The organism is Candidatus Erwinia haradaeae (assembly GCF_900698885.1).
Taxonomy (GTDB): Bacteria; Pseudomonadota; Gammaproteobacteria; order Enterobacterales; family Enterobacteriaceae; genus Erwinia_E; species Erwinia_E haradaeae_H.
Map to the genome: position 1 here is coordinate 778239 of NZ_LR217705.1, position 14693 is coordinate 792931.

General features: G+C 28.1%; 6 protein-coding genes. 3 read left to right on the top strand and 3 right to left on the bottom strand.

From position 1 onward, the window contains the following. The first annotated feature begins 706 nt into the window (after positions 1-706). The 3 genes from ERCISPPS3390_RS02415 to speD all read left to right on the top strand — a co-directional run bounded on the left by ERCISPPS3390_RS02415 (position 707) and on the right by speD (position 5210). Entirely contained in the window at positions 707-2659 is a 1953-nt protein-coding gene (locus ERCISPPS3390_RS02415) for an exoribonuclease II (protein ID WP_197095236.1), read from the top strand. 873 nt (positions 2660-3532) lie between these two features. Continuing rightward, a complete protein-coding gene (gene speE, locus ERCISPPS3390_RS02420) occupies positions 3533-4384 on the top strand; it encodes a polyamine aminopropyltransferase (protein WP_197095237.1) in 852 nt (283 codons plus the stop codon). 28 nt (positions 4385-4412) lie between these two features. Further along, the gene (gene speD, locus ERCISPPS3390_RS02425) at positions 4413-5210 is read left to right on the top strand and encodes an adenosylmethionine decarboxylase (RefSeq protein ID WP_197095238.1); all 798 of its coding nucleotides are present in this window, start codon (positions 4413-4415) and stop codon (positions 5208-5210) included. 1804 nt (positions 5211-7014) lie between these two features. Here the strand turns inward: speD and purD are convergent. From purD to ERCISPPS3390_RS02440, 3 genes are all read right to left on the bottom strand, one after another. Further along, the gene (gene purD / locus ERCISPPS3390_RS02430) at positions 7015-8283 is read right to left on the bottom strand and encodes a phosphoribosylamine--glycine ligase (protein ID WP_197095239.1); all 1269 of its coding nucleotides are present in this window, start codon (positions 8281-8283) and stop codon (positions 7015-7017) included. Between the two features lie 719 nt (positions 8284-9002). Further along, entirely contained in the window at positions 9003-10589 is a 1587-nt protein-coding gene (gene purH / locus ERCISPPS3390_RS02435) for a bifunctional phosphoribosylaminoimidazolecarboxamide formyltransferase/IMP cyclohydrolase (protein ID WP_197095240.1), read from the bottom strand. A gap of 3192 nt (positions 10590-13781) precedes the next feature. Beyond that, on the bottom strand, positions 13782-14534 hold the full coding sequence (locus ERCISPPS3390_RS02440) for a 1-acylglycerol-3-phosphate O-acyltransferase (protein ID WP_197095241.1): 753 nt from the start codon (positions 14532-14534) through the stop codon (positions 13782-13784). Between the last annotated feature and the right edge of the window lie 159 nt (positions 14535-14693).

Genomic DNA, 14693 nt, shown 5'->3' on the forward strand with positions numbered 1-14693 from the left:
AAATCTACTTGTCTCCATAATTTAAAATCTTTTTTAAAAAAATATTCCATAATATATAAATATGTGAAAATTTATAATTTTATGGTTTATCTGGGGTTAGGAGGTATAATGTTTAAAAAGTTTACATAGTAAATATAAGCTTTATATAATAAACTAATTAGTATATTATATAAAAAATATATATATTCAATTGATTATTCTTACAATATTTTACTTTATAATATAAATATAAGGCTAATTTTGAAAAGATGATTGGATAAGATTCAAGAAATATATGAAAAAATACATGTAATAATTAGTTTATTTATCTTAAGGAAAAAGCTACCCTTTGAATTTAAACAGTAATAAAAATATATAAAAGATTTACAGTAATTTAAAGCAATTATTTAATTAAAAATATATCTTAAAAAAGTTAGAATATAACATACGAACGTATAGACATGATAACTGGCTACACAAAATTACTTTTCTAAAACAAAAGAGGATTTTTGAACTGTTATTGATTATATAATAATATATAATATCAATATCTCTGAAAATATGAAAAACCATAAAACAGTTTAATCTTATTTTTAAATAAAGCACGCTTCATTATATATATAATAAGTACGTATGTTTCTTTATTGAGTTTATATCTTGATTTAAAACGGATCTCACTTTATAATAGCTTACTTTCTTATAAAAACCCATAAGATCTATTTCAATCATGCTACAAGATAACCCATTATTAGTGCAGCTAAAAAAAACTCTCCAATTAAAAACTAGATACGTAGAGGGTGTAGTAAAAAGCACAGAAAAAGATTTTGGCTTTCTAGAAATCAATCAACAAAAAAATTGTTTTATTCCACCACTATTTATGAAAAAAGTTATGAATGGTGATCGTATAATGGCAAGCATTAAACATGAAAACGATCGGCTGATTGCATATCCGGAAAAACTTATACAACCTTTTCTAAAACGTTTTATTGGGCGAATAGAAAAAAAAAATAACCGTTTATTTATCATACCAGAGCGCCCCTTACTAAAGCAGTCTATCCAGTGCAAACCAAGTGCGCATCTCATAAGATATCCTTTAGAGGAAGGTGATTGGACGATAGCAGAAATGCTTCATCATCCACTTACAGGAAGCCAAAACTTTTTCGCTGAAATTATCGAGTTTATAACCAATGAAAAAAATGATTTAGCTCCATGGTGGATCACCCTGGCGCGTTATAATCTTGAACGTGACGCACCAAATATAGAATCCCCAACAGAGATGCTAGATGAAACTCTAGACCGCAAAGATCTCACTAAAATGCCTTTTATCACTATCGACAGTGCTAGCACTGAGGATATAGATGATGCATTATATATAGAAGACATTGGACATGGTCACCTAAAACTTATTGTTGCTATTGCTGATCCGACCGCCTATATATCTTCTGGTAGCGCAATTGATACTGTAGCTGCTGAGAGATTATTTACTAATTACTTACCTGGTTTGAATATTGCAATGCTACCGCGCTATTTATCACATGATGTCTGTTCTTTACTCCCAAACAAACGGAGACCAGTTCTTGCTTGTCAAGTTATAATCTCTTCTAATGGAACACCTGATAGCGATGTCCAGTTCTTTGCTGCTTGGATTACTTCTAAAGCTCAACTTATCTATAACAATGTTTCTGATTGGCTGGAAGATCCTCAAAAAAGTAACTGGAAACCAAAAAATACAATAATTTCTCAACAAATAAATCTGCTTAATAGGCTGTGCCGATCACGCAACCAATGGCGACAAAAACATGCGCTTTTATTTCAAGATCGCCCAGATTTTCGTTTTTTATTAAGTAAAAAAGGAGAAGTTCTAGATATTATTGCTGAACATCGACGCATTGCAAACCGTATTGTTGAAGAATCTATGATTCTTGTAAATATTTGTGCCGCTAAATTACTGAGTGATCAACTTGGTTTTGGTATATATAATGTTCATCTTGGATTTGACCCAATGCATAGAGAGCAAGCAGCCACAATGCTCGCTAATCATGGCATCGACATTCATCCAACAGAGATGGCAACATTGGACGGATTTCGCATATTACGCCGACAACTAAATGCTCAGCCAAACCATTTTCTTAATACTCGTATTCAACGCTTTCAGTTATTATCTGAAATTAAAACTACCCCAGGTCCGCACTTTGGTCTAGGCCTAGAAGTGTATGCAACCTGGACATCTCCTATTCGAAAATATGGAGATATGTTAAACCATCGCTTAATAAAAGCTATTATTAAAGGTGAAAATGGTGTACGACCCAGTAATGCTCTAACAAGAAAAATGTCTGAACGTCGCCGACAAAACCGTATGGCCGAAAGAGATATAAGCGATTTACTGTACTCACGTTTTTTACAAAAATCAGTTGGTACTGCTAAAAAATTTAGCGCCGAAGTGATTGATATATCAAAAGGTGGTATGCGCGTTCGATTGCAAGATAATGGTGCAACAGCATTTATTCCTGCTTCTCTTATCGAAGAAGAACATCATGATCTCGTATTTAGTCACACTCATGGCTATGTAAAAAATAACAACGTGATACTTTATCGTGTCACCGATATCATAGAGGTGGTCATTGTAACGGTGAGGATAAAAACGCGTAGCATTATTGCTCGTCTAGCGAATAATTATTAATAATTATTCGCTATGAACCATAATGCATCTGTGTCAGTATGTTCTGTACAAAAGCTATTCATCATGATAAATCTGATTTTTTCTTACATTCTTAGGTATAAAAGACCAATATAAGTATTAAAAATATTTACTCTTGATTCTTTTGTACAAGCCAATATATTTTGAAGGTTTCTCTAAAAATATGCATTGTAATTTACTACATGTATGACATACCCAATACGTTTTGCATAACTCAATAGCTATTGTTTATAGTGTTTAATCATACATAAAAACTCTGTACCGCAAGGAATCATATAAGTACTATACAAATATAGTATCCTGGATCATTAGGTATTCTACATTTTTTGTATTTAATAGATCACTCTCTATTTTTTAAAATCTCTATACTACTATTGTAGTTTTGTAACTGAATTTTTGAAAAACAGAGACATATAAAGTGTATATCACTTATCAATACTTCTAAAAATGTATAACGGTAGTTTATAATATCCTTATACTATTCTAACAATAAAAGCTTCTGACCATCTATATCATGATAGATGAAGCTTCACTATACATATATAGTTATATTAAAAAATAAGATAGAGTTATCGAAAAAATTAGCTTCTATTTCTTAAAATTATTATACAGAAAATTTTATAAAAACTATAATACTAGAAAAATGTTCTACGTTAAAATAATTACGCTATAGTATAATAAGAGTTACATCTTTATTCAGATCTAGGGATCAACCTCAATAGCAGGTTAATATTATATAATTAAAAAATTTTCTAGAAACTCACTATTCTGCATAGCACATATCTATTAATTTTTTACCTATAGTTATACATAGCTACTTAATACATGCTCTGTTAATAGTAAAGGAGAACTTTTATGGATGTTAATAATACATGGTTTGAAGCACTTTACTCTGGAATAGGGCAACATTTTTCTATTGATAAAATTCTCTATCATGAAAAAACTCATTATCAAGATTTGATGATTTTTGAAAATACAACCTTAGGTCGTATTATGGTGCTAAATGGTATAGTACAGACTACTGAATATGATGAATTCATATATCATGAAATGATGTCACATGTCCCTTTGCTTGCGCATCACTCACCGCGTCATGTATTAATTATTGGCGGAGGAGATGGAGCTATACTGCGTGAGGTGAGTCGCTATAAAAACATCCAACAAATTACAATGGTTGAAATAGATTACGGCGTAGTAGAACTATGTCAAAAATACTTACCAAAGCATAATGCTGGCGCCTATAAGGATTGTCGATTAAAACTAATCATTGATGATGGAGCTCATTTTGTTCAAACAACCCATGAAAAATTTGATATAATTATTTCTGACTCTACTGATCCTATCGGACCAGGGGAAAGTCTATATACTACAGATTTTTATCAAGGATGTCGAAATCACTTAAATGATGGTGGTATTTTTGTAGCACAAAATGGCGTCTGTTTTTTACAATATGACACAGCAATTCAGAGCTATAAAAAACTCAAGAATTATTTTAGTGATGTTAGTTTCTATCAGGCTACTATCCCAACCTATTATGGCGGTATTATGATCTTTTCTTGGGCAAGTAATAATTCTTTACTTCGTCAAGTAGATATGCATACGTTAATAAATCGCTATAAACAATCAGGTATCCAGTGCCGATATTACAATCCAAAAATCCATGCTCATAGCTTTGCTCTTCCACAATATTTATTAAATATGCTCTAATACTAGTTAGTATTTTAAGGAAAATCACTTGCAAAAGCTAAAACTACATGGTTTCAATAACCTAACAAAAAGCCTAAGTTTTTGTATCTATGATATTTGTTATGCTAATACTAACGCGGAACGTGACGGGTATATTGCATATATTGATGAACAATACAACGCTAATCGATTAACCGAAATTCTCAGTAAAACCTGCTCAATTATTGGTGCTAGTATACTAAATATTGCGCGTCAAGATTATGAACCGCAAGGTGCTAGTGTGACTATGTTAGTCAGTGAGGAACTTATTGACCCACGTGATATTGACATATCTGAGTATCCTGGCCCTTTACCGAGTTCAATAATTGCACACCTTGATACAAGTCATATATGTGTTCATACTTACCCGGAAAGTCATCCTGCAGGAGATTTATGTACTTTTCGTGCTGACATTGAAGTATCTACTTGTGGGGTAATCTCACCATTAAAAGCCTTAAACTATTTAATTCATCAACTTGAATCTGATATTGTTACTATAGATTATCGGGTGCGTGGTTTTACTCGTGATATAAATGGGGTTAAGCACTTTATGGATCATGAAATCAATTCAATACAAAATTTTATGTCAGAAGACATAAAAGCAATGCATGATATGTTAGATGTAAATGTTTACCAAGAAAATATCTTCCACACGAAGATGCTTTTAAAAAAATTTGACCTTAGACATTATCTTTTTAATTCCAGATTAGAAGACTTAGGTGCGCAAGAACATAAACGGATTACTAATCTGCTCTGGAAAGAAATGAGAGAGATCTATTATGGTCAGAATATTCCATCTATTGGTTAGAATATTCCATCTATATGGTTAGAATGCCTTAATTTTTAATTATAAATTAATTAAAATAAATACACGTTTTCACATTTAGAAACTTAATATAATAATATTATCGTTTTGTTTTGAGATTGTATCTATCACAAAATTCATTAATAAATTTATAGTAATAATAAATAAATTTAATCACTAGTTCATAACCTAGTAAAGCTAGTATATAAATAGTAAAGATTATCAGTTTTACTCTGACACTTTTTCTATAGATTGATTTAATTTTAAAATTTTAAGAAGATTTTTAGTAATTATTTTATCTAGATTTTTGAATTCAGAAATTATTGTATTATACAAAGAATTTCAAAAAATCAGAATTAATTTTATTAAAATATTTATCGATAAAATCTCATTTTATAAATACCATAATATATAATATGATTATTCTAATCTACTCATGGATGATATTTTATATTTATTAACCATCCAAAAAGATGCCTTGATAATTTAAGCATAATATCTAGAGTATTTTATAATTTTCAATATCAACTACAAACAATATAGGTGTTATAACTACTTGAAATAAAAATAGAACACTATTCTTATAATTATAATATATAAGATGCTTACGATATTTCTTTATTTTTATTGTTTTATATATACTATGTGCTCAATATTCTTCTAATATAATTAATTTATTACTATTCGATAATTTCTTGAAAACCTCTTCAAATAAAAATAAAAATAAAGATTTTTACTACAATCTATCTTTAGTTTTTAAAGTATCTTAATTAGTTGTATTAATTTTATTATTTATCATCTAAAAACTCATGTAAATATAGCCACCCTATTCACTGAACTACTTTAGTATTTCGTTTATATTAACATAGATATTCAATAACCATTTTTTAAAATACTGTAAAGAATTTTATAGATCAAAATCTATACTACATACATTGTGTATATCAAAATTCTTATTTCAATCGAAATTAATTTCGATTTAATTTATTAAATAATAAATGGAGATATATATTCTTGATTTTCATCAATTATTTAAAATATGAAATTATTTTCTATTAATATGTTGCATATTTAGATTCAAAATCTAATTAAATTTATAATTTGAGTAAATTAAATAACTAAGAATAATATTCTCTATAAAAACTTGATTCAATATATCAGTTATAATTTAACACATTTAATGATATTAAAAATTAAAACTATCGATTTTATTATTAATAATAATATCACAAATTATTTATTCTGATTACATATTGCTATATTAATCTTAATATAACATCAAAGAGATAAAAAATGTCTAATATTTTTTTATATACTCTTTCATTTCTGCATAAAAATATTATTTTGCTCGCTAAAAATTATTTAAATTATTTAAATTATCAAAATTATTAAAATTATTCTATAATAGTTAGAATTACTAAGTATCTTTCGTATAATTTTCTGATGATAAGTAATACAGAAAATCATAAAATCACTAATTTTCAAATATACATAAAAAATAATTCTTTATTTTAAACACAGTTGTTATAAAACAGTAACTGTGTGTAATTTTTAATCAACCAATCTAATCAAGTATATTTCAACACATTATAAAGAAAAGATTGAAAAAAGTTATAGATCGATTAGTAATCATAATTACCTAATATGTTTAGTAATTAACAATAACAAGACTGATAATCTTTATTGATTAATATCGTATTTTAATTAAAATAAAATAGAGTCATTTTTTTTAAAAAAGAGCTAACAAAAAAAAAGCACACAAGCTATTATGAATAAACTAACTGTTTTTGTTTTGATGATGCTTCTCTTAAACTCGATCAGCAATATCTGTACGGAAAAATTTATCCTTCCAGGAGATGAGACTAGCTACTTGATAAACATGATTCTTGGCTTCAAGAATATTTTCTCCTAATGCGGTTATGCATAACACACGGCCACCATCAGTAATTATTGCGCCATCCTGAAATGCAGTGCCAGCGTGAAAAACTTTACAACCTAATATCCCTGAGCAAGGAAGACCATGAATCTTGTAACCTTTAACATACTTTTTAGGATAACCTCCAGAGGCAAGAACTAGTCCAACTGCTGGACGAGGGTCCCAAATAATAGATCGCTGGTCTAGTTCTCCATTTATTGCCGAAAGACACAAATCCACTAAATCAGATTTTAAACGAAACATAATAGGCTGGCTCTCTGGATCGCCTAAACGACAATTAAATTCAATAACTTTGATCTGGTTATAACGATCAATCATCAAACCTGCATATAAAAACCCTGTATAAGGAGATCCTTCTGACATCATCCCGTGCACAGTAGGGCAAATGATCTCAGTCATAATACGCTGATGCATTTCATCCGTCACTAACTTTACTGGAGAATAAGCCCCCATACCACCAGTGTTTAACCCCGTATTTTTATCACCTACTCGCTTATAATCTTGACTAGTTGCCATTGGCAAAATATTTTTACCATCAACCATAACGATAAAACTAATTTCTTCTCCTTCTAAAAATTCTTCCACTACAATACGGTTACCCGCCGAACCAAATACATTCTCACATAAAATGCTTTTTATTACTAATTCTGCATTTTTCAATGTGTCAGCAATTATTACTCCCTTTCCAGCAGCTAACCCATTAGCTTTGATTACAATGGGAGCACCTTGATCACGTACATACTGAACCGCCGGTGTAACCTCAGTAAAGTCATTATATGCAGCTGTTGGAATACCGTGACGTACTAAAAATCTCTTAGAAAATACCTTTGAGCCTTCTAATACAGCTGCTGCCTGAGTAGGGCCAAAGATTTTAATACCAGCCTCACGAAATACATCTACTATACCGAGCAATAAAGGTGCTTCAGGACCAACAATTACTAGATCAATCTCCTCAGAAATTGCAAAAGACAATAATTTTCGAAGATTAGTAGACTGAATAGATATATTCTCTAGCATAGGCTCTAACGAAGTTCCAGCGTTACCTGGCGCGACAAATATTTTAGTTGCTAATTTTGATTGCGATATTTTCCATGCCAGTGCATGCTCACGAGCACCATTGCCGATTACTAGAATTTTCATCTTCAACTCATTTGCTAAAAAAATTATTCTCAGAAAAATTTATGGAATAATAGCTATAATTATGATCTATTTAATATTCACTGTTAACAATCGCACTATTCAATATATAGTTGCACTGTTTTTTTTTGAAATTGAGATTAAGTATCATAGAAATGATATTTCTATCATACGATGATATTTATCATATATCATCATATAAGTTTATTAGTTAATCTTGTTTAAAACACTATCTTTAATCTCTTGCGAAAACAATAACTTTAATTTTATAAAACGATTTTAGTAATTATGCACAGTTAAATCTCTAAATATTATCAAAACACCTCATAAAAATATTAAAATGAAAAATTTTATTCATAAAAACTCTATAATTAAAAAGTTATTAACATCTTATCTAAAATAGAAATATATAGTTACATGCATATGATTTATTAAAGTGATTTATTAAAGTATTAAAAAATAATAACATATAAAAGTATTTAAAAAACTAGTTAATTGATATTAAGCATATCTTTTATATATTCACTATTAGTTTAGAACCCTATCCTTAAAAACATTTTTTACTCATACAATAATTATTGTATAATATATTACTTTATAATTTTAGATAAAAAACATTTTTACATAAAAATTAGAATGTGGTATTGATAATGATCAAATGGTTAATATATAATGCAGTGTATATAATCAATGATTAATACTCCTGCTAAAAATAATGATCATTAATGACAAAAATGACGAACATCAGTAAATATCATAACCATCTTATGTTCATCAGCGGCAGCTATGATTTTATCATCATGTATAGAACCACCTGGTTGAATTATACAGGTTACACCGTGATCAGAAGCAATATCAATACTATCACGGAACGGAAAAAACCCATCAGATGCCATAACCGATCCCTCTATGTTCAAACCTGCCTCCGCAGCCTTCATTGCAGCAATTTTTACTGAATAAACGCGGCTTGTTTGACCGGATCCTATACCGATAGTCCTGTGATCACATGCATAGACAATAGCATTAGACTTGACAAACTTTACTACCTTCCAGCAAAATAGCGCATTACTTAACTCCTTTGTAGTAGCTGCACGCTGACTCACAATACGTAATTTTTGTTTATTTATTAGTTCAATATCATAATCTTGAACTAATAAACCACCATATACACTTTTTAAATCTAGATTTTTTTGTTGAGCACGCCATTTTCCACAAATTAGAACACGAAGGTTTTTTTTAATAGCAGTGATTTTTAAAGCATCTTCGCTAGCAAATGGAGCAATTATAACTTCTACAAATTGTCGATTAATAATTTCCCGCGCGGTAGTCGCATCTAAAGCGCGATTAAAAGCAATCACTCCTCCGAAGGCAGAATCTGGATCAGTTTGATAAGCACGTATATATGCATCAATAATATTATGACCTAATGCAGCGCCACAAGGATTGGCATGTTTGATAATGACACACGCGGGTTGATCAAACCCGTTTACGCACTCTAAGGCAGTATTGGTATCGTTAATATTATTATATGAGAGCTCTTTTCCTTGAACTTGCTGTGCAGTAGATACTGACGGTTCTATGTTGGTGTTTTCTACATAAAAAGCTGCTAATTGATGTCTGTTTTCACCATAGCGAATATCCTGCTTTTTAGTAAAATTTAGATGCAAAATATTTGGAAAACGATCAGGTGATTTACTTGTATTGCTATTACACTCTACAGTTAATTTTTTAAAATAATTCGCGATATGACTATCATACTCTGCAGTGTATTCAAATGCTTTTATTGCTAAACGAAACCTAGTATTCTCGGTAAGTGCATTATTATTTTTATCTAATTCTCTTAAAATATTTCTATATTCACTGCTTTCTATCACAATGGCTACATCTTTATAGTTTTTAGCAGCAGAACGCATCATAGCTACACCACCGATATCAATATTTTCAATCGCAGAATCTAACGTACCACCATGAGATGTTACCTTTTGAAACGGATATAAATTTACAACTACCATGTCAATAGGTAAAATTCCATATGCAGTCATGAAACTATTATCTTGATCACGACGACCTAAAATTCCACCGTGAACTTTAGGATGCAGCGTTTTTAAACGTCCACCCATCATTTCTGGTACTCCAGTATAATCGGATATTTCAGTAACAGATAAACCGGCATCAGATAAAAAACGAGCAGTACCTCCAGTAGAAAATATCTCGATCTCTCTTTGAGATAACTCTTGAGCAAACTCAAGAATACCTACTTTATTGGACACACTAAGCAATGCTCGACGTATATGGCAATATTTTATCATATCCTTTACGGTCCTTATATTATATATATTTTAGATCTGACCATGATAGCAAGATCTATTTTGTTATTATTAATATATAGTTATATATCTTAATATCTTCATATAAAGTCTATTTACATGTTAAATGCATAACTCAATTTACACTATAATTCCATTTATGTAGAATATTTTTATAAAACTTAAGTAAAATATTAATTTCTATTATTTAGATAAGAAGAAGATAACTATAATTCCGTATCAAACATGAAAGTTATAATTCTAGAATTGGTACCAGTAGGTATTAAGACTTTAAGATGATACTACCAATAAGATACTTTTATTTTATTATAAAATAATCTATCTGCTACGCTTTTGTATTAAATAGATCTTCTATTATTAATTTATGAATTTTACTATATCTTGATTTTAATTGCATTATTCATCTTTCCCCATCTCTTTTAGTTCGATATAAAGAAAAAATCTATTGTAATGACAATAGATTTTTTCTTTATTAAGTAATCTATTAACTAAAAATAGAGCTATTTAAGTAAACGCATTAAACTTTTTTGCTATTAAATTTAATTTTAAATGTATTTAATTAAGATAAATCTTAAATGTATTTAATTAAGACAAATCGTTTTTTGAAAAATAAATATAACAGAGATACTCTTATCTAGACTAGAAAAATAAATAGTAAATTCATCTAGTAGATTCAGATCTAATAATAAATGAAGATAACAACTAAATAATATTCACAGTACTACTACATGTAAAAAATCTATATTATATTAATAAATCCATCTAAATTTTATATTTAAAATCAAATCAGTCATAATTAATCATCAAAAAATAAATATCACTATTATAAAATAATCTTCTAAAATAATTAAGATATCGTCTTAATTATTGTAATTGTTTTAATTATTTTACTATCTTTATATTGAGATTAAATATTTATTCGAGATAATATCAATATTATTAATTATAAATTAAGATTATTAAAAATAAAATATATAAATACAATAAAAAACATATAATAAAATTATAAAAATATTTCTGACATTTTGTCATGAATTTAGTTCTGGTTTTATTTATTATACTATCTTTATTTATACTATCTCAGATATCTTGAAGACAAAAATCTTAATTCTTTTCAGTAAAATAATTGCAATATAATGCATTATCTTTTTATATTTTATGATTAATTCATAATGTAAATAAGCATTTTTATCATAATCTTATTAAGACTATCCTGTTGTTTAATGAATATGGAATAAAAATTCCATATTCTTTTTAATTAATTAGCATGTTAAATACTTCTAAACAATACATAGAGAAAAACTCACTAATATTTCAACTCTTCTGTGAATAAATCTCAATAGATCTTAATAAGTAATTCTTAATAATTTTAACTGTTCAAAATTTAAACAAATCTTATTGGTTCTATTCTAATAAAAATTATATCTATTTATACACAGTAACATAAGATGATTCTTTTTATGTATTGGAGATTTTTCATGAGACAAGAATAGGAAAGTGCTGTAATGAAAAGATTTCTAACTTTTCAAAACACAAGACATTAATAATTTTTATTCACATAATCAAATAATCACATAATCAAATAATCACATAATCACATACTAATAATCCAACACAATTATAAGAGTAATAGGATTATTACTATCCTACCTCTTATCCTACCTCTTCTATCTAATATTTACTAATATTTATACTATAAATTAATAAACTAATAAACTATTACTATTAAATGAAACAACACTCTAATAAATGCTAAATTCTTCTGTGTGGGCATTACACAAAGCAAATACTAGTAAAGACTATAGAAGAAAAACTGTCCTATCGCACATAAAAGATAACTTAATAAGATAAAAAATTATCTAACATGCCAGTATACTCAATCTAATCTAGAGCTCTTATAGATAGAATAAGAATCTTATTATTTTAATAAAGCTATTATTATATTTCACTAACAAACATTGAATAAAAATTTAAAAATTTTTTAATTTTTCTTAAAAAACATTCTTATTATATTTATATATTCACAACTTTTATCAATTCATCACCAAGAATAAACTATTTAAAGTTTCAAAATACTTGAATAAATTGATAAGTTTCTATAAACCGCCTAACCTTAACAATAAAATGAAAAAAGTTTCTAGCGCATAAAAACTAAAAGATTAAAACCAATAAAATAACACCACAACATATCTTGTTAGTATGTTAAAAAATTACTAACTTATAAAACTGATAATAAACTATAAAATATTACTATATAAAACACAGAGACTTATTATCTGTTATGTTTATAGATTAAGATCATATGAATATGTGATAAAAATATTTCTTTAAAATGTTCGTCATATCTCTAATTACCTATATGTATAGTATAGTATAAATTTATTTTCAATAGAACTTTCTGTAATATTATTACATATACATTACATATACATTACATATACATTGCATCCTTCAGTCATTTAATATAATCAAGTTTGCATAATATTTTGCTAATATTATACATGTCTCTTCCGGTCAATGATTAATAAAATATGATTTTTATAGTAATTTACAGAGCTCATATCCATCTTAGAACAATAAGACCATATTACGAAAGAACAGATATCACATTGAATCTTCAATACAAATTCATACTTAATATAGAACCTGCAAGCTATAGATAAAAAATAATGCTATAAGGTTATTTACTATAACATCTTAGATAATGGAAGTCTTTGAATATGAACGACTAATATTTTTAGTAAAAATTTCTTACCTATCAAATATATTATAATGTGATATATATCACATCATACTTATGATAAAGTTTATCAATTGAAAATTATTCAAACACTCTATTAAAATTAAGAAAAATAATCTTAATTGATCATAAGATGTTAAATGTAATTTTTTAAAATCGCTAAATGCTCAGGAATATGATCTGTAAATGGACAGTCAGCTATACAAAAAAACCAAAAGGTTATGCATCGAAACTCTTTAAATAAAAAAAGTAGCATAAAACATAATCTCTTTATGAAATATCTTAGTGATTACTAATACTTATTAATATATACTCAAGATATATATTTTATTTTTATAGAAATCTTATTTTTATAGAAATTTTCTAGATATCGAGATATATGATAAATTTTTATACAGAACTTAAAAACCATTAGTTAACATAAATAAATAAAATCAATCAAGATTACGCATTTTTCTAAAACTATCTTCTTTTCTATCAACCTCGGTATTTAATTCATCTAACTTACGAAGCATTAAAGCACGACAATAAGTAGCTAGCTTTCGTACAGATTGATTAGTATACTGATGCGTATCAATTGGGGTAAGCATTTCAACGATCGAAATACCATTACTAAGTCGATTGAGTTTAATTTTCTGGTGAGTATTGGATACTACTACTGGAATAATAGGCACACCAGCCTCTATAGCAGCATAAAATGCACCGATTTTAAAAGGCAACAGACCGCGACCATAACTACGTGTACCTTCTGGAAAAATCCAAAAAGAAATTTTCTTTTTTTTACACTGAGAGACTAAGTCTATTATAGTAGAATATGCCTTAATATTATTTTTTCTATCAATTAAAAGATTACCACTCAACCAATAGAGCAGACCAAAGAATGGTATCCATAAAAGACTGGTTTTACCAACTGTCACAGTAGTTGGCTGTAGCATATTAGCTGCAGTGATCATATCAAAATTATTTTGATGATTACATATATAAATTGCATTCGGATAATGTTCAGCTCCTTTTGGTTTTCGCAATTGCACCTTAAGACCAAATACTGGGGCAAGTCGCCCAAACAAATGACTAAAAGTAGCTACGTGCCGTGGATCTCTTGGACTAAGTAAGCAATAAATGCAACCAAAAACACAAACAAATATCGAATATACTATCACTATAAAGGTACGCAGTACAGCAAGCATCGGATCTTATCCTTTGAGGTAGTAACCCTATTATTACAATATAAAAGATTCCTTAGGGTGATGCTTTTAAAATAGGGATAATTGTTACCATAATCTGCCTGCCAATAAAACAGACAGTATGAGTGAAATATTTCAACCTATATTCTTATTTTAAATTAA